This is a genomic window from Nocardioides luteus (genome assembly GCF_000960475.2).
GTDB classification, from domain to species: Bacteria; Actinomycetota; Actinomycetes; order Propionibacteriales; family Nocardioidaceae; genus Nocardioides; species Nocardioides luteus_A.
In genome coordinates this window covers 13,852-31,668 of the sequence record NZ_JZDQ02000039.1, presented here as the reverse complement: position 1 = coordinate 31,668, position 17,817 = coordinate 13,852, and the positions used below count along the sequence as shown (strand labels likewise).

15 protein-coding genes are annotated in these 17,817 nt (G+C 69.3%); 8 read left to right on the top strand and 7 right to left on the bottom strand.

Annotated features, from left to right (window positions below):
* Nucleotides 1-26: 26 nt before the first annotated feature.
* Nucleotides 27-1,166 carry a DNA polymerase IV gene (locus UG56_RS22870; protein ID WP_071327271.1) on the top strand — a complete coding sequence of 380 codons (1,140 nt, stop codon included), beginning with the start codon at nt 27-29 and terminating at the stop codon, nt 1,164-1,166.
* Between the two features lie 102 nt (nt 1,167-1,268).
* On the opposite strand, the gene UG56_RS22865 is transcribed toward UG56_RS22870, so the two are convergent.
* From UG56_RS22865 to UG56_RS22855, 3 genes are all read right to left on the bottom strand, one after another.
* Entirely contained in the window at nt 1,269-2,222 is a 954-nt protein-coding gene (locus UG56_RS22865) for a sigma-70 family RNA polymerase sigma factor (RefSeq protein ID WP_045548026.1), read from the bottom strand.
* Nucleotides 2,223-2,427: 205 nt separating this feature from the next.
* On the bottom strand, nt 2,428-4,563 hold the full coding sequence (locus tag UG56_RS22860; RefSeq protein ID WP_045548027.1) for a S9 family peptidase: 2,136 nt from the start codon (nt 4,561-4,563) through the stop codon (nt 2,428-2,430).
* A gap of 149 nt (nt 4,564-4,712) precedes the next feature.
* A complete protein-coding gene (locus UG56_RS22855) occupies nt 4,713-6,023 on the bottom strand; it encodes a DNA polymerase IV (protein ID WP_045548028.1) in 1,311 nt (436 codons plus the stop codon).
* A gap of 137 nt (nt 6,024-6,160) precedes the next feature.
* Between UG56_RS22855 and UG56_RS22850 the strand changes: the two genes are divergently transcribed.
* On the top strand, nt 6,161-7,087 hold the full coding sequence (locus UG56_RS22850; protein ID WP_045548029.1) for a DUF4192 domain-containing protein: 927 nt from the start codon (nt 6,161-6,163) through the stop codon (nt 7,085-7,087).
* On the opposite strand, the gene UG56_RS22845 is transcribed toward UG56_RS22850, so the two are convergent.
* A complete protein-coding gene (locus tag UG56_RS22845) occupies nt 7,084-7,569 on the bottom strand; it encodes a hypothetical protein (protein ID WP_045548030.1) in 486 nt (161 codons plus the stop codon). The genes UG56_RS22850 and UG56_RS22845 overlap by 4 nt on opposite strands.
* An 84-nt stretch (nt 7,570-7,653) precedes the next feature.
* Between UG56_RS22845 and UG56_RS22840 the strand changes: the two genes are divergently transcribed.
* From UG56_RS22840 to UG56_RS22830, 3 genes are all read left to right on the top strand, one after another.
* Nucleotides 7,654-8,232, top strand: a complete 579-nt coding sequence (locus UG56_RS22840) for an HhH-GPD-type base excision DNA repair protein (RefSeq protein ID WP_084101473.1) — start codon at nt 7,654-7,656, stop codon at nt 8,230-8,232.
* 138 nt (nt 8,233-8,370) lie between these two features.
* Nucleotides 8,371-9,963: an RNA polymerase sigma factor gene (locus tag UG56_RS22835; protein ID WP_052693370.1), complete on the top strand. Its 1,593-nt coding sequence runs from the start codon at nt 8,371-8,373 to the stop codon at nt 9,961-9,963.
* A 135-nt stretch (nt 9,964-10,098) separates the two neighbouring features.
* Entirely contained in the window at nt 10,099-12,066 is a 1,968-nt protein-coding gene (locus UG56_RS22830) for an N-acetylmuramoyl-L-alanine amidase (RefSeq protein ID WP_143055153.1), read from the top strand.
* 114 nt (nt 12,067-12,180) lie between these two features.
* Here UG56_RS22830 and UG56_RS22825 read toward each other — a convergent pair whose 3' ends face one another.
* Together UG56_RS22825 and UG56_RS22820 are read right to left on the bottom strand one after the other, a co-directional pair.
* Nucleotides 12,181-12,681: a DUF456 domain-containing protein gene (locus UG56_RS22825; RefSeq protein ID WP_256206843.1), complete on the bottom strand. Its 501-nt coding sequence runs from the start codon at nt 12,679-12,681 to the stop codon at nt 12,181-12,183.
* A gap of 88 nt (nt 12,682-12,769) precedes the next feature.
* A complete protein-coding gene (locus UG56_RS22820; RefSeq protein ID WP_008361825.1) occupies nt 12,770-12,997 on the bottom strand; it encodes a DUF7455 domain-containing protein in 228 nt (75 codons plus the stop codon).
* A gap of 344 nt (nt 12,998-13,341) precedes the next feature.
* Between UG56_RS22820 and UG56_RS22815 the strand changes: the two genes are divergently transcribed.
* Entirely contained in the window at nt 13,342-15,426 is a 2,085-nt protein-coding gene (locus UG56_RS22815; RefSeq protein ID WP_045548032.1) for a DNA gyrase/topoisomerase IV subunit B, read from the top strand.
* Between the two features lie 8 nt (nt 15,427-15,434).
* Nucleotides 15,435-15,845 (top strand): hypothetical protein, encoded by a 411-nt coding sequence (locus UG56_RS22810; protein ID WP_045548033.1) that lies wholly within the window; start codon nt 15,435-15,437, stop codon nt 15,843-15,845.
* Nucleotides 15,846-15,850: 5 nt separating this feature from the next.
* Here the strand turns inward: UG56_RS22810 and UG56_RS22805 are convergent, their stop codons facing one another.
* The gene (locus UG56_RS22805; RefSeq protein ID WP_084101471.1) at nt 15,851-16,756 is read right to left on the bottom strand and encodes an RNA polymerase sigma-70 factor; all 906 of its coding nucleotides are present in this window, start codon (nt 16,754-16,756) and stop codon (nt 15,851-15,853) included.
* Nucleotides 16,757-16,837: 81 nt separating this feature from the next.
* Here UG56_RS22805 and UG56_RS22800 point away from each other — a divergent pair, with 81 nt between their 5' ends.
* The gene (locus tag UG56_RS22800; protein ID WP_045548034.1) at nt 16,838-17,803 is read left to right on the top strand and encodes an NAD-dependent epimerase/dehydratase family protein; all 966 of its coding nucleotides are present in this window, start codon (nt 16,838-16,840) and stop codon (nt 17,801-17,803) included.
* The last annotated feature ends 14 nt before the right edge of the window (nt 17,804-17,817 follow it).

Genomic DNA, 17,817 nt, shown 5'->3' with positions numbered 1-17,817 from the left:
CGGCTGGTTCATGGCACCATCGACGCATGAGCGTGGTGCTGCACGTCGACCTGGACCAGTTCATCGCGGCGGTGGAGGTGCTCCGGCGGCCCGAGCTCGCCGGCAAGCCGGTGATCGTGGGTGGGCGTGGGGACCCGACCGAGCGGGCCGTGGTCTCGACGGCCTCCTACGAGGCGCGGGCACACGGGGTCGGATCCGGGATGCCGCTGCGGCTGGCGGTGCGGAAGTGTCCCGATGCGGTGCTGCTGCCGGTCGACAGCGTCGCCTACGACGCGGCCTCCGCGGGCGTGATGGACACGCTGCGGTCGCTGGAGTGGGGCGGCGTACCCGTCCTCGTCGAGGTCCTCGGCTGGGACGAGGCGTTCCTCGGGCCCGGCCCCGGCCACGGTGATCTCGGCGACCCGGTGGCCTTCGCCCAGGACGTACGCGACCTGGTGCTCGAACGCACCCGGCTGCGCAGCGGCGTCGGGGTCGGCGACAACAAGCTGCAGGCGAAGCTCGCGACCGGGTTCGCCAAGCAGCGGGTCGACGGTGCGGTCGCACGCGAGGCCGGAGCCGGCGGTCACGAGCCCGGTCCGGACGGTCAGCTGCGGGGGACCGGCGTCTACCGGATCACCCACGAGACCTGGGACGCCGAGATGGGCCACCGCCCGACCGACGCACTGTGGGGGATCGGGGCCAAGACCGCGAAGCGGCTCGCCGGGCTCGGGATCGAGACGGTCGCCGACCTGGGCGCGGCCTCGGCGGAGGGCCTGGCGGCCGCGATCGGTCCCACGACGGGTCCGTGGCTGCGCCGGCTGGGTCGCGGCGCCGACACCAGCCCGGTCGATCCGTCGCCGTGGGTCGCCCGCGGCCACGGCCACGAGGAGACCTTCCAGCAGGACCTCGTGGAGTGGCCCGACATCGTCGCCGCGACCCGCCGGCTGTGCGCCGAGTGCCTCGAGGACGTGGTCAAGGAGGACCGCCCGGTGACGCGGGTGGAGATCAAGGTGCGGTTCAAGCCGTTCTTCACCGTCACCCGCGGCCACAAGCTCCCCGAGCCCACCCTCGACGGTGATCGCCTCGCCGACGAGGCGGTGGCGCTGTTTGACCGCGTCGAGAAGGACCGGCCGATCCGCCTGATCGGGGTACGCCTCGAGATGGCCCCGCCGCCCGGAGGCTACTGACCGCCGAGACGTCACTCCCGTCGGCCGACCGGGCTGACGCCTCGGCATAAGAAAGACTCGGCGCCCCTCGTGATGAGGGACGCCGAGCCAGGTGGTTGGTGGTCAGGCCGCCAAGTCGGGATCGGCGAAGCGGCGCAGCTTCTGCAGAGCCTCGCGCTCGAGCTGGCGTACGCGCTCGGCGGAGATGCCGTGCTTGACACCGATGTCGGCGAGCTTGTGCTGACGGCCGTCGGTGAGGCCGTAGCGGGAGCGGACGATGTCGGCGGAACGCTCGTCGAGCTGGCCGACCAGCGAGTTGAGCCGCTCGCGCGACTCGACGTCGATGACGTCCATGTCCGGCGACGGCGCCGACTCCTGAGCCATCAGGTCGCCCAGCGAGGTGTCGCCGTCCTCGTCGATCGGGGTGTCGAGCGAGACGTGGTCCCGACCCCAGGAGAGCAGGTCGAGGACGCGGTCGATGTCCATACCGAGCTCGGCGGCGATCTCCTCCGGCTCGGGGTCACGGCCGAGCTGGCGTTCCAGGGTGCGGCGGGCGCCGCCGACCTGGTTGAGCTCCTCGACGACGTGGACCGGGAGCCGGACCACGCGCGCCTGCTGGGCGATGCCGCGGGTGATCGCCTGGCGGACCCACCACGTCGCGTACGTCGAGAACTTGTAGCCCTTGGTGTAGTCGAACTTCTCAACGGCCCGGATCAGGCCGGTGTTTCCTTCCTGGATCAGGTCGAGCATCGGCATCTGCGCGCGGCCGTACTTGCGCGCGATGGACACCACCAGTCGCAGGTTGGCGTTGATGAACTCACGGGTGGCGCGGTGGCCCTCCTCGGCCAACCACTCCAGCTCGGCTCGGGTGGCTCCACCGGGTGCCTTCTTGCGGCCGACGCGGCCCTCGGCCAAGAGGTGCTCGGCCATCAGGCCGGCCTCGATCGCCTTGGACAGCTCAACCTCTTTGGCGGCATCCAGGAGCTCGTTGCGGGCGATCTCGTCGAGATACAGCCCGACGCTGTCACGGCCCTCGATCTCTCGGGTGGCGGTGGCGGTTGCGGTGCGTGTCGCCATGGGAACCTCCTCACGGTGAGGTTTGTGGCCTCACGGTGGTTTCAACGCTTCGCCCCTCCCAGGTGTTCCCTGGTAGAGCGCCTTGTCATCGAATCCGTCTTCGATCTCTTGTCCGGTTCGACGTACGCCACGGGCGATAAGTTGCATCATGAGGTGAATCTCAGGGGTTTCTCATGGAGTACCCCGAGATCCCCGCAGATATGCCCTACGAAGCGGTCACCTGGTCGATCATCCAGGCAAGGCTGAACGCCCGGTCCTCCCACGCCTTGTAGCGTCCCGAGACTCCTCCATGTCCGGCCGCCATCTCCGTCTTCAGGAGTACGTCACCGGGATTCTCTGCCGTCGCGCGGAGCTTGGCGACCCATTTGGCGGGCTCGACGTAGAGCACGCGGGTGTCGTTGATGCTGGTCTCGGCCAGGATCGGCGGGTAGTGCTGGGCGGCGACGTTCGTGTAGGGGTCGTAGGAGGACATGTAGTCGTAGGTCTCCCTGTCGGCCTCCGGGTTGCCCCACTCGTCGTACTCGGTGACGGTCAGCGGCAGCGTCGCGTCGAGCATCGTGGTCAGCGCGTCCACGAAGGGCACCGCGGCGACGATCGCGCCGACGGCGTCGGGCGCCTGGTTGGCGACCGCGCCCATCAGCAGCCCGCCGGCGGAGCCACCCTCGGCGATGATCTTGCTGGGCGTCGACCAGCCCGACTCGGCGAGGTGGCGCGCGCAGGCGATGTAGTCGGAGAAGGTGTTCTGCTTCTTCAGCATCTTCCCGTCGTCGTACCACGCCCGGCCCATCTCGCCGCCGCCGCGGATGTGGGCGATGGCGAAGCCGATCCCACGGTCCAGCAGGCTCAGCCGCGCGATCGAGAAGTAGGGGTCCATGCTGGCCTCGTAGGAGCCGTAGGCGTAGAGCAGCACCGGGATCGGACCCTGCTCGTGGAGGCCCTTCTTCGCCACGATCGAGATCGGCACCCGTACGCCGTCCTCGGCCGTCGCCCACAGGCGGTGCTCCTCGTAGTCGTCGCGGTCGTAGCCACCCAGCACCGGGGCCTGCTTGAGCAGGGTCAGCTCGCGGCTGCGTACGTCGTAGTCGTAGACGGAGGCCGGGGTGCGCATCGTGGTGTAGCCGAGCCGCACGACCGGGGTCTCGAAGGAGGGGTTGGAGCCGGAGCCGATGGTGTAGAGCTCGTCGTCGAACTTCACCAGGTAGTCGTCGGCGACACCGTTCTCGCCGAGCTCCAGGATGCGGAGCTGGGTCAGGCCCTCGCTGCGCTGGTGGACGACCAGGTGGCCGGCGAAGGCGTCGACGTCCTCGAGGCGTACGCCCTGGGTGTGGGGGACGAGCGGCCGCCACTCGCTCCGCGGGGTCGGCGCGGTCGGCGCGGTGGCGATCTCGAAGTCGGGGCCCGAGGCGTTGTGGGTGACCAGGAAGACGTCCTCGCCGGCGATGATGGCGTGCTCCACGGAGTACTCGACGCCCTCCTCGCGGGCGGCGAAGACCTGCCAGCCGGCGTCGGGGTCGTCGAGGTCGAGGAAGCGGTATTCGGCGGTGATCTTCGCGGCGGTGCCGATGAACATGAACCGGTCGGACTTGGTGCGCCCCACGCCGACCCAGAAGCGGTCGTCGGTCTCGTGGAAGACGAGCTCGTCCTCCTCCTGCGTGGTGCCGAGGCGGTGGCGCCAGATCTTGTCGGCACGCCAGGACTCGTCGGCGGTCGTGTAGTAGAGGTTGGCCGAGTCGCGGTCCCAGGTGGCGCCGCCGTGCACGTTGGTGAGCTCGTCGCTCAGCAGCTCGCCGGTGGTGAGGTCCTTGACGCGTACGGTGTAGCGCTCGTCGCCGGCGACGTCGGTCGCGTAGGCGAGCAGGGTGGTGCTCGGGCTCACCGAGGACCCGCCGAGGCTGAAGAAGTCGTGCCCCTCGGCGAGCGCGTCGAGGTCGAGCAGCACCTCCTCGCCGGGCAGCGCGGGCTGGTCGTGGGTGACGTCGGCCGGGGTCGGGGGAGTCCAGTCGTCCGGGTCGGCGACCTTCACCCGGCAGCTCGCTCCGTACTGCTTGCCCTCGAAGCTGCGGCCGTAGTACCAGTAGCCGCGCGAGCGCGTCGGGACGCTCAGGTCGGTCTCGAGAGTGCGCGCCTTGATCTCCTCGAAGATCTGCGTGCGCAGGTCGGCGAGGTGGTCGGTCTGCTCCTTGGTGTAGGCGTTCTCGGCCTCGATGTAGGCGATGACCTCGGGGTTGTCCTTCTCACGGAGCCACTCGTAGTCATCGGTCCGGGTCAGGCCGTGGAACTGCTTGGACGAGGGCTTCTTCGGTGCGACCGGCCAGGGCGTCGACGAGTGTGCTGCAGACATGAACGAGACCCTATCCTCGCGACCCACGAACCTCCGCGCACGGGACACGCGCGCATCAAGCATCGCAACGCGCTATCGCACACCATGGGCGCCGGCCGCGATACCGCACCGCCTCGCCGTGACGACGGAGCCCGGACCGGGGGAGGGGCTCAGGACTCGGTGTAGGGCTGGAGGTCGGGGTCGTCGGCGGCGTAGGACCTCACCGGGCCGGCGGGAGTCTCGGCGGTCTCGAAGCGCACCGTCACGACGCCGCGCCCCGAGCCCCAGACCCAGCCGCGGCCCATCTCCGCGTGGACCACGTCCATCCCGGCCGCCCAGGTGGGCCGCCGCACCGGCTCGGGCAGCGGGAGGTCGGGCTCGGCCTCGTCATCGACGTCGTCGCCGAAGAGGTCCTCCTGGATCCAGTCGGCCAGGCCGGAGACACCGACCCCGAGAAGGCGTACGCCGCCGGCCGTCTCGCCCGCGGTGAAGAGCTCGCCGAGCAGGGTCCTGGCCAGCCGGGCGATGGTGCCGGCCTGGTCGGTCGGGGCCGGGAGGGTCGCGGAGCGGTTGATCGTGGTGAAGTCGTAGAGCCTGACCTTGATCGTGATCGTGCGGCCCGAGAGCCCGTTCTTCTTCAGCCGGGCCGCGACCTCGGTGGCCTGCCGGGTGAGGATCTGCTCCATGAGCGGCCGGTCGGTCAGATCGGTGTCGTAGGTGCCCTCGACGCTGACGGACTTGGTCTCGCGCTCGGGTTCGATGCGCCGGTCGTCCTGGGCCCGGGCCAGCTTGTAGAGGTTGGTGCCGTGGGACTTGCCCACGAGGCGTACGAGCTCCTCGACGCTGACCTGCTCCAGGTCGGCCACGGTGTGGATGCCCGCGCGACGCAGGCGCTCGGCGGTGGCCGGGCCGACGCCGGGGATCACCTTGACGTTCATCGGGCGGAGCAGGTCGAGCTCGGTGCCGGGCGCCACCACGACCAGGCCGTCGGGCTTGTCCAGGTCGCTGGCGATCTTGGCGATGAACTTCGAGCTGGCCAGGCCGACGCTCGCGCTGAGGCCGCCGGTCACCTCGGCGACCTCCGCACGGATCCGCTCGGCCGTCGCGGTCACGGTGTCGACCTCGAGGTCGGGGAGGCCGGCCGCGGCGAGATCGACGAAGGCCTCGTCGAGCGAGAGCGGCTCGACCAGCGGCGACAGGTCGCGCAGGATCCCGAAGACCTGCTCGCTGACCCTCTTGTAGGCATGGAAGCGCGGATAGAGGAACGCGGCATGACCGCACAGCGCGCGGGCCTCGCGGGTCGACATCGCCGAGCGGACCCCGAAGGTCCGAGCCTCGTAGGAGGCGGTGCTGACCACGCCGCGGCCGCCGATGCCGCCCACGATCACCGGCTTGCCGCGCAGGGACGGCTTGTCACGCTGCTCGACCGAGGCGAAGAACGCGTCGAGGTCGAGGTGCATCACCGACGCCTGCGCTCTCATGGTGGCAACCTATCTGGCGGCGGGGACACTCTGTTTCGGGCCGTTGACCCTCCACAGGTGTGGTTGGGGACGGGGTTGTCCACAGGCCTCGGATTTGGCGCCGAAACTGTCGGTGGGTCGCGGGGATCGTGGTCCGCATGACCACGAAACTCTCCATCGCCCGTCCCGAGGACGTCCTGGCGGCCGTCCCTGTCCTGCTCGGCTTCCAGCCCGAGAAGTCGATCGTCATGCTGACGTTCGGCGGTGCGCACCAGGTCCACGGCAGGATCGACCTGCCCCCGCCGGGTGAGGTCGAGGCCTGCTTGGACAGCCTGATCCTGCCCGCGGTCCGCCACCAGGTGCGCGGCGTCCTCCTCGTCCTCTACGACAGTGGCCCACGCTTCGGGGTGAAGATCGCCCGCCGCCTCGCCGAGCGGCTCGCCGAGTGCGACATCGACCTGATCGGGTGCCTACGTGTCCAGGACGGCCGCTGGTTCGACCCGCTCGGGTTCCACGGCGTTCCCGACGACGGCGTCCCCTTCGACGTCGGCGCGCACCCGTTCCGTGCCCAGGCGGTCTACGACGGGCAGCTGGTGCGCCGCTCCCGCTCCGAGCTGGCCGCCTCGATCGCCTCGGACCCCGCGGCCGTCGCCGAGACCGAGGCGGCGCTGGGTCAGGCCTCCTCGATGAAGATCTACGAGGTCGGCCGCCTGGTCGACGACGCGGTCGCCGGGACGCTGCTGTCGGCCGACCAGATCGCCTCGCTGCTGCTGGCCCTGCGCGACCCGCAGCGGCGCGACGCCGCCTGGGGCGGGATGACCCGGGAGGAGGCCAGGGCCCACGTGCGCCTGTGGACCGATGTCGTACGCCGCAGCCCCGACGACCACGTCGCCCACCCGGCCGCGGTGCTGGCCTTCGCCGCCTGGCTCGGCGGTGACGGCGCGCTCGCCTGGTGTGCGCTGGACCGGTGTTTCGCCAGCGACCCTCACCACGGCCTCGGGGTGCTGGTGGCGCAGATGCTCGAGGGTGCGGTGCCCCCGAGCGCCTGGGAGGAGGCGCTCGGCCAGTCCGACCTGCCGGCCTAGTCGTTACGGTAACGCAGCCGCTTCCACCGGCGGCTCACTCCCGAGCGCGGGTCGAACCACGCGTTGCGGGTCACCACCACGTACGTCAGGGGTGCGTCGATCTCCCGGAACGCCTGGCGGGCGGCGGCGAGCCAGCGGAGGTCGACGTCCTCGATCTCCGTGCTGCCGGTGCCGATCGTCTCGGGCTTCGCTTCGGCAGGTCGAGTGAGCCACACGATCGGGTCCGGCACACCGACCCGGCGCCGCATGCTGTGGATGATGTCGGCCCGCAGCCACGGGTCGGTGGGCTCGTCCTCGCGATGTGCGTGGGCGACCTCCTTGCCGCCGGGGATGCCGAGGTGGACGAGCGGCAGGAACGAGCGCCGGTGCTCGGTGGCGGTGTGGTCGAGCACGGCACGTCTCAGCCGCTTCTCGATCACGGGCGAGAGCGGCTCGTGCAGCCCTTCGACGGTCGTCTCGGACAGGGTGGACAGGGAGGCCATGGGCCTAGCGTGCAACGGATGCCGGATCGGCGCGACCCGCTTTCCACAGGCATGACGCGGTGCTCGGCCGCGAGATGAGGCAGGATGTCCCTTATGCCTTCTCTCCACATCACCGGCGACGAGGCCGCCGACAAGCTCCTCTCCGACGACCCGTTCGCGCTGCTGCTGGGCATGGCCCTCGACCAGCAGTACCGGATGGAGGATGCGTTCAAGGGAGGCCACAAGCTGGTGACCCGCCTCGGCCATCTGGATCCCGCCACGATCGCCGAGATGGACCCCGAGGAGTTCAAGACGATCGCCTCGACCCCGCCGGCGATCCACCGGTTCCCGGGCTCGATGTCGGCGAAGGTGCAGGGGATCGCGGCCATCGTCGCCAACGAGTACGGTGGTGACGTCACCCGGTTGTGGACCGAGGCCGCCAGCGGTAAGGACCTGCTCAAGCGGGTCCAGGCGCTTCCTGGCTTCGGGAAGCAGAAGGCGCAGATCTTCGTCTCGCTCCTGGCCAAGCAGCTGGGGGTGCGGCTCGAGGGCTGGCAGGAGGCCGTCGGCGACTACGCGCTCGATGGTTACCGTTCTGTGGCTGACGTCGTCGACGTTGCGTCGTTGCAGAAGGTGCGTGACTACAAACAGCAGAAGAAGGCCGCAGCCAAAGCAGCCGGATGAGCTGGTGGGGAACACGCGCCCCGGATGGGGACTGTTCACCATCACCGTGGCAGAATGAATCTGCGGCTCTTGACGACCCCGGGCCCTGCCGCGCCCAAACTGAGTTTTTGATAAGTCTCGACCAAGTTCGACGGAGAGGTGTTCGTGTCCTCGAACGCGCGCAAGATACCCGCTGAGGTACTCGCCCACCCTGCCGTGAAGGCACTGATCGACCAGGCCAAGCCGACCGGCCGGGTGACCCCCGACCAGGTCCGCCAGGCCAGCGAGGATGCCGCGGTCGAGCCCAGGCATCTGAAGGCACTGCTCGGTCACCTGAGCACGCTCGGCATCTCGGTGGACCTCGGCACCGCCGTCACCGGCCGTGCCGCGGCGGCGGCGACCTCGACCCGCAAGACCACCACGGCCAAGGCGCCGGCGAAGAAGGCCGCCGCCAAGAAGGTCGCGGCTGAGCCCGAGAAGCCGGCCTCGAAGGCGCCGGCGAAGAAGGCCGACGAGCCCGAGCCCAAGAAGACGACCGAGATCGACGAGGACGGCGAGGAGATCGTCCTCGAGGACGTCGACGTCGATGTCGACGACGTCGATGAGATCGATGTCGACGACACCGACGACACCGACGACTCGGACGACGACGAGGCGACGATCGTCCAGATCGGCCCCGACGGCAAGAAGATCCTGCCCGACATCCCCGACGAGCAGTTCGAGAAGGACGTCGCCGCCGATCCCACGATCAAGGAGGACGAGAAGGAGGCCGAGAAGCAGAGCTTCGTCGTCTCCACCTCCGACGACACCGACGAGCCCGAGCAGACCGTCATGGTCGCCGGTGCGACCGCCGACCCGGTCAAGGACTACCTCAAGCAGATCGGTAAGGTCCCGCTGCTCAACGCCGAGATGGAGGTCGAGCTCGCCAAGCGGATCGAGGCCGGTCTCTTCGCGGAGGAGAAGCTCGGCAAGGGCGGCAAGATCACCCCGAAGATCCTCGACGAGCTCGAGTGGATCGCCGAGGACGGCAAGCGCGCCAAGAACCACCTCCTGGAGGCCAACCTCCGTCTGGTGGTCTCGCTGGCCAAGCGCTACACCGGCCGCGGCATGCTCTTCCTGGACCTGATCCAGGAGGGCAACCTGGGTCTGATCCGTGCGGTCGAGAAGTTCGACTACACCAAGGGCTACAAGTTCTCGACCTACGCGACCTGGTGGATCCGTCAGGCGATCACCCGCGCGATGGCCGACCAGGCCCGCACCATCCGTATCCCGGTGCACATGGTCGAGGTCATCAACAAGCTCGCGCGCGTCCAGCGCCAGATGCTCCAGGACCTGGGCCGCGAGCCCACCCCGGAGGAGCTGGCCAAGGAGCTCGACATGACCCCGGAGAAGGTCATCGAGGTCCAGAAGTACGGCCGCGAGCCGATCTCGCTCCACACCCCGCTGGGTGAGGACGGCGACTCCGAGTTCGGCGACCTGATCGAGGACTCCGAGGCGATCGTCCCGGCCGACGCGGTCTCGTTCACCCTGCTCCAGGAGCAGCTGCACGCAGTGCTCGACACGCTCTCCGAGCGTGAGGCCGGCGTCGTGAGCATGCGCTTCGGTCTGACCGACGGTCAGCCGAAGACTTTAGACGAGATCGGCAAGGTCTACGGGGTCACCCGCGAGCGCATCCGTCAGATCGAGTCCAAGACGATGTCGAAGCTGCGACACCCGTCGCGTTCTCAGGTTCTGCGAGACTATCTCGACTGATTCTGGCTAAGATCCCTCTCGAACGCCTTCCCGGACATCTGGGAGGGCGTTCGCCATTTCCGCAGACTCGCCCGCTGCGGCGGCGGATTCGGCTAGGTTGCACGGGTCGAACGTCCGCCTTCCGGGAGGTTTCTCGTGCCTAAGCGTCTTTCGCGTCCCCACCGCCCCGCCCTCGCAGCGGCCGGCGCACTGCTCGGAGGCCTGCTCGTCGCGGTGCCGATCACCGCGGTGGCGTCAGCGTCGGAGCCCGACTGGAGCGCCTGTCTGGAAGGCCCCGCCGACCGGCAGGCGGTCTTCGAGCGGGCAGCCGAGACCAGCGGGGTGCCGGCCGAGGTGCTGCTGGCGGTCTCCTACATGGAGTCTCGCTGGGACGCCCATGGTGCCGCGCCGAGCACGTCGGGCGGCTACGGGCCGATGCACCTGACCGACCTGCCGGCGCTGGCGAAGGGCACCCAGGCCCACCCCGACCCGCTCGGCAAGGGCGACGGCTCCCATCAGGCCCGCACCACGCGCCAGCGTGAGGAGGCGGTCCGGCTGGGTGAGGTCGAGACGCTGCGTACGGCCAACGACATCACCGGGATCCCGGTCGCCGACCTGCGCGAGGATGCGGTCGCGAACATCTGCGGCGGTGCCGCGGTGCTGGCCGACTACCAGAAGGCGGCCGGTGGGGCCGAGGACCTGGCGGACTGGAGCGCCGCCGTCGGTCGCTACAGCGGTGCCGCCGACGAGGCGACCGCGCTCAAGTTCGCGCGGCAGGTCTTCGCGACGCTGAGCACGGGGGAGTCGCGTACGACCAACGACGGGCACCGGGTGACGCTGGCTGCGACGCCGGTGAGCGCCAGCGAGGAGGCCGTCGGGCGGCTCGGTCTGGCCGAGTCCGGCACCGGGGAGGCCGTCGAGTGTCCGGCGGTGCTCGGCTGCGAGTCGCTGCCCGCGCCCTACGAGCAGACCGGCGACACGATCGGCGACTACGGCAACCACGACCTCGCCAGCCGGCCCGAGGAGGGGTCGGTCGACTACATCGTCATCCACGACACCGAGACCTCCTACGACGGCACCGTGCGGCTCGTCCAGGACCCGACCTACCTTGGCTGGCACTACACGCTGCGCTCGGTCGACGGCCACGTCGCCCACCACATCCCCGGCAAGGACATCGGCTGGCACGCCGGCAACTGGTACGTCAACAGCCACTCGATCGGACTGGAGCACGAGGGCTACGCGGCCGACGGTGCGTGGTACACCGAGGCGATGTACCAGACCTCGGCCACCCTGGTCCGCTACCTGGCCACGAGCTATGCGATCCCGCTCGACCGCGCTCACATCATCGGCCACGACCAGGTCCAGGGCGTCGCGCCGGCCAACGTCGCCGGGATGCACTGGGACCCGGGCCCCTACTGGGACTGGAGCCACTACTTCGACCTGCTCGGGGCGCCGATCAAGGCCGACCGGCGCGCGCGTAGCGAGATCTGGACGGTCCACCCCGACTTCGACACCAACACCGGCAACCTGATGACCGGCTGCACCGAAGAGGGCGCCCCGTGCCCGAGCGACCGGGGCACCAACTTCGTCAATGTCTACTCCGAGCCCTCCGTCGACGCCCCGCTGCTGCCGGACACGGTCGTCGGCGGGTCGGCCAAGGTCTCCAACTGGGGACCGCGCCTGGCGGCCGGTCAGAAGGTCGTGGTCAACGACCGGACCCGCTCGGACTGGTGGGGAGTGTGGTTCGGCGGCAAGCAGGGCTGGATCCAGAACCCGCGCGAGGTACTGCTGCCCTCGGCCGGCAAGGTCGTCACCGCCAAGGCCGGCACCACCGCCAAGGTCTACGGCACCGCCTACCCGACGAAGGCCGGCGACTACCCCGACGGGGTGACGCCGCGGACGATCGCGCCGCTGCAGTACACGATCCCGGCGGGCCAGAAGTACGTCCTGGCCGACGCCAAGGTCCCGACCGACTACTACAAGGCGAACAACTTCAACTGCGCCACGGTCGACGGCGTCCCCGACTGCATCGTGATCACCGGCGACACGGTCTACTACCAGATCTGGTTCAACCACCGGATCGCGTACGTCATGGCAGACGACGTGACGGTCACCAACGGCTGATCACATCGATCACTTGTGTCACACCACTCAGGGAGTTCCTGCACTTCTCGGGCATTGCAACACCTGAGAAGTGCAGGAATACCCGGTTAACCGGGTATTCCTCCCCGGCCCTACTCACGTGAGGAACAGCCCCACGACCCAGGTGATGGTGGCGAGCGTGGCGGCGGTGGCGTCGATCAGGATGAACAGGCCGATCGCCTTCAGGGCGGTCCAGGTGGAGGCCCAGGCCTCGCCTGCGTCGCCGCCGTGACGGCGGAGCTCGGCGAGGAAGACGCCGAGCGGGAAGCCGACGAAGACGCCGACGACGGGGATCACGAAGAAGCCGACGATGGCCAGGATCCCACCGACGATCTGGGTGGACAGCGGCATCCCGGAGTCCTTGAGGCGCTTGCCGGGGACGGCGTACTTGGTGATCAGCCCGATGGCGATGAAGGCGGCGGAGATGCCGAAGATCACCCACCCCGTGGGCTCGCCCAGCCAGATGGCCCAGCCGAGGATCGCGGCGGCGACGAGCAGCGCTCCGCCGGGGAGGATCGGGACGATGATGCCGGCGATGCCGAAGGCGATGACCAGCGCGACGAGGCCAATGACGATCCATTCAGGGACGAGACTCACGGGGCGACCCTAGCCCCCGTGACGCCTCGAAACGCGCCGGAGGCCCGGACCGTCGTGGTCCGAGCCTCCGGGGAGTTGGTGGGTGGGGTCAGTTCTTCTCGGTGAGCTTGTGCGTCTCGTCGGTGATCGAGCTCGCGATCTCCTTGAGCTTCTCACCGTGCTCGCGGGCGTGGTGGGCGCAGAACAGCAGTTCGCCGCCGGAGTGGAGCTCCGCGCGGACGTAGGCCTGCGCTCCGCACCGGTCGCAACGGTCCTCGGACGTGAGCGGCGAGCTGGTGGCAACGGCAGTGGTCACATCGGCCTCATTTCTGATCATGATTGCGCCGGGATAACGTACGTGAGTCGTAGAAGATTCCCTAGATCGCTAGCGTTTCCTCGCGGACTCTTACCTCCGTCGCACCTCTAATCCTTGCAGTTGTCGCTCCGGGTTGGGGATCCGGGTCGGACCTACCCCACGGGACATCGCTGTCCGTGACAGACATTCTTACCTGTCAATTGATCATTTCGTGCATCGAAACCGGCAAGTTCCGCGTAACGGACCGATCACGACGTCGATGTGCCGCCCCGTGGCGCGCTGCCCGGTTGCCGCGTGCCTGCGTGAGACCCGGGCGTGTCGCACGGTAGATTTCATCTGAGCAGTACCCGAGCAGCAACGCTTCAATGCAGGACAGCCAGGAGCCGATCATCTCTGACAACACCTACAACGCCGCGCACCTCCTCGTCCTCGAGGGCCTGGAGGCGGTTCGCAAGCGTCCCGGTATGTACATCGGCTCGACCGACACCCGTGGTCTCATGCACTGCCTGTGGGAGATCATCGACAACGGCGTCGACGAGGCGCTGGCCGGAGTGGCCGGCCACGTCGAGGTGACGATGCACTCCGACGGCTCGGTGGAGGTCTACGACGACGGCCGCGGCATCCCGACCGACAAGGAGCCCCGCACCGGGCTGCCCGGTGTCGAGGTGGTCGCGACCAAGCTGCACGCGGGCGGCAAGTTCGGTGGTGGCTCCTACAACGCGACCGGTGGTCTGCACGGTGTCGGTCTCTCGGTCGTCAACGCGCTCTCCAGCCGGATGGACATCGACGTGGACCGCTCGCCGGCCCAGCAGGGGATCTCCTTCCGCCGCGGTGTGCCCGGTGTCTTCGACGGCGACGGCCCCACGGCCGGCTTCACCCCGCAGAGCGGTCTGAGCCGCAAGGGCAAGCGGGTCGCCAAGGGCAAGACCGGCACCCGGATCAGGTTCTGGCCGGACCGACAGATCTTCACCAAGGACGCCCGCTTCGAGCTCGAGGGTCTGCTCGGCCGTGCCCGGCAGACGAGCTTCATCGTGCCCGGGCTCGAGCTGGTCATCCGCGACCAGTCCGGACCCGACCCGATCGAGGAGAAGTTCCGCCACGACGGCGGCATCGCCGAGTTCGTCGACTTCCTGGCCAAGGACGAGCCGGTCAGCGGCGTACTCCGGCTGCAGGGGTCGGACGTCTTCACCGAGACCGTGCCGATGCTCGACGACGCCGGCCACATGACCCCGCAGGACGTCGAGCGCGAGCTCGGCGTCGACATCGCGGTGCGCTGGGGAAGCGGCTACGACACCGAGATCCGCTCCTTCGTCAACGTGATCGCCACCCCGAAGGGCGGCACCCACGTCAGCGGCTTCGAGAACGCGCTGACCAAGACGTTCAACGACGCCATGCGCGCGGCCAAGGTGCTCAAGGTCAACGACAAGGACATCGTCAAGGAGGACATCCTCGAGGGCCTCACGGCCGTGGTGACGGTGCGCCTGGCCGAGCCCCAGTTCGAGGGCCAGACCAAGGAGATCCTCGGCACCCCGGCGGCCCGCAGTGTGGTGCGCAAGGTCGTCGCCGCGGAGATGAAGACCTTCCTCACCGAGTCGCGCGGCGCGCAGAAGCAGCAGGCCAAGCTGGTGATGGAGAAGGTGTACGCCGCCTCCAAGACCCGGCTCTCGCTGCGTCAGCAGAAGGAGAACCAGCGGCGCAAGAACGCGCTGGAGTCCTCCGCGCTGCCCTCCAAGCTCGCCGACTGCCGCACCACCGACGACCGCGCCGAGCTCTTCATCGTCGAGGGTGACTCCGCGCTCGGCACCGCCAAGGTGGCCCGCAACTCCGAGTTCCAGGCGCTGCTGCCGATCCGCGGCAAGATCCTCAACGTCCAGAAGGCCTCCGTCGGCGACATGCTGAAGAACGCCGAGTGCTCCTCGATCATCCAGGTCGTCGGCACGGGCACCGGGCGCAGCTTCGACCTGGACGCGGCGCGCTACGGCAAGATCATCTTCATGGCCGACGCGGACTCCGACGGCGCCCACATCCGTACGCTGCTGGCGACGCTGTTCTTCAAGTACATGCCCGAGCTGATCGCCGCCGGCAAGGTCTACACCGCGGTCCCGCCGCTGCACCGGATCGAGATCTCCAACCCGAAGAAGGGGATGGAGAAGTACATCTACACCTACTCCGACCCCGAGCTGCAGCGGAAGCTCGCCGAGCTGAAGAAGAAGAACGTCACCTGGAAGGACCCGGTGCAGCGCTACAAGGGTCTGGGTGAGATGGACGCCGACCAGCTGGCCGAGACCACGATGGACCCGCGTCACCGGACGCTTCGCCGGCTGACGCTGGACGACGCCGACGAGGCGGCCGCGGTCTTCGACCTGCTGATGGGTTCCGATGTCGCTCCGCGCAAGGAGTTCATCGTCGCCGGGGGCGGTCAGCTCTCCGAGACCGATCTCGACTTCTAGGCGCCACGGTGGATCAGAAGGCAGCACGGACAGCGGCGACCAAGGCGTTCAAGGCGGGCGGGATGCCGCTGCGCAAGGGCCATCACCGGCTCGGTGACCCCAAGAGCGACGACATCGTCTGGTACATCGACCTGCGCGCCCAGGGAGCCGGCCCGTCCGCACCGCTGCGCTTCGAGATCGGCTGCTGGGTCGCCGCTCTCGGTCACCCGGAGCCGGAGGGCGGCCCCGTCGACTGCCCGCTGCTCCTGGACCGCCCGGTCGCGGCGACCACTCCCGCCGAGATGGGGGAGGAGGTCGGCGAGCTCGTCGGCCTCGTCGGCGATCTCGACTCGGTCTCCGCGCTGCGCGAGGCGCTGACGGACGGAGCGCTCGGGCGGCCGCTGGTCGACCAGTCGCTGCGTACGTTGCTGGACGGGTAGCGGCCCTAGCGCTCGGCGGGCAGCGCGAAGAGGTCGCCGACCTCGCCGAGGTGGCCGAGCTTGTCGGGGTTGAGCACGTTGTGCATCCGGACGATCCGGCCGCCGTCGACATCGAGCGCGATGACGCCGAGCAGGGCGCCGTCGGCACCGCGGGTGAGCATCGCGGGCTGGCCGTTGGCATCCGAGAGCTCGAGGCGTACGCCGAGACGCCCGCCCTGACGCATGAGCCCGAGCAGGAAGCGGGCGACGGCGACCGCGCCGAGCATCGGCTTCTGGATGGCCGGAGCCCGGCCGCCGCCGTCGGCGACGAACACGACGTCGTCGGCGAGCAGCCGCTCCAGGCCGCTGATGTCGTTCGCGGACAGCGCGGCGACGAACTGGGACGCCAGCTGGTCGCGGCGCTCGCGGGAGGGGTCGAAGCGGGGCGTGCCGTCGGCGATCCGCTTGCGGGCGCGGGTGAAGATCTGGCGGCAGTTGGTCGCGCTCTTGTCGACGATCGGGGCGATGTCGTCGTAGTCGTAGCCCAGCACCTCGCGCAGCACGAAGACCGCGCGCTCGACGGGCGTGAGCGACTCGAGGAGCACCAGGAACGCGGTGCTCACGGTCTCGTCGAGCTCGAGACGGTGCGCAGGGTCCTCGTCGGAGACCAGGATCGGCTCGGGCAGCCACGGGCCGACGTACTGCTCGCGGCGGTGGCGGGCCGAGCGCAGGGTGTCGATGGCGATCCGGGTGGTGACCGTGGTGGCGTACGCATCGAGGTTGTCGACCTCGCCCGTCTCCTGGGTGCTGCGGTGCATCCGCAGGAACGCCTCCTGGACGACGTCCTCGGCCTCGGCGACGCTGCCGAGCATCCGGTAGGCGATCGAGAACATCAGCGGGCGGAGCCCGTCATGGGCGCTTGCGAGGTCCACGAGTGCAGGACCTTACGCCAGCTGTCACAGGAGCGCAGGTCGTTTCGTCGGTGGGGTCAACAACGACGAGAGGAACACGAGATGCGTATCTTCATCGCAGGCGGAACGGGCGCGGTCGGCATCCGGATGGTGCCGCTGCTGGTGGCCGCCGGGCACGAGGTCTACGGCTCGACCCGCCACGAGGCGGGGTGCGAGACCCTGGCCGGCATGGGGGCGACCGGCATCGTGATGGACCCGCTGAACGCGCGAAGCGTCGCCGACGCTGTGGCCAAGGCTTCGCCCGAGGTGGTCGTCCACCAGCTCACCGCGCTGGGCGGCATCAGCGGGAACCTGAAGAAGTTCGACCACGACTTCGCGATGACCAACCGGCTGCGTACCGAGGGCACCGACCACCTGCTGGCGGCGGCCCGGGCGGCCGGGGTGCGGCGGTTCGTCGCGCAGAGCTTCGGCGGTGGCTGGCCCCTCGAGCGCACCGGCGACTGGGTCAAGGACGAGACCGCTCCGCTCATCGCCGACCCGGGCAAGGAGGCGCGGGAGACCCTGGCGGCGATCCGTCACCTGGAGTCCGTCGTGGTCTCGACAGGCTCGGCCTCCGATGGTTCCGACCTCGAAGGCGTCGTGCTGCGCTACGGCAACTTCTATGGCCCCGGCAACGCTGCGTCCCGTGACGGCGCCATCGGTGAGCTGCTGCGCAAGGGCAGGATGCCGGTGGTCGGCGGCGGTACGGGGGTGTGGTCGTTCGTCCACATCGACGACGTGGCCTCCGCGACCGTCGCGGCCATCGACCGGGGTGCGCCGGGCATCTACAACATCGTCGACGACGAGCCCGCGCCGGTGAACCAGTGGATGCCGTACCTGGCCGAGCAGGTCGGTGGCCGGAACCCGATGCGGCTGCCGGCCTGGCTCGCCCGGCCGCTGATCGGCGAGTTCGGGGTCGCCCTGATGACCTCGGTGCGCGGGTCGTCCAACGCCAAGGCCAAGCGTGAGCTCGGCTGGACCCCGTCCTACCCGACCTGGCGCGAGGGCTTCCGGACCGGGATCGGCTGATGCTGGTTATGGTG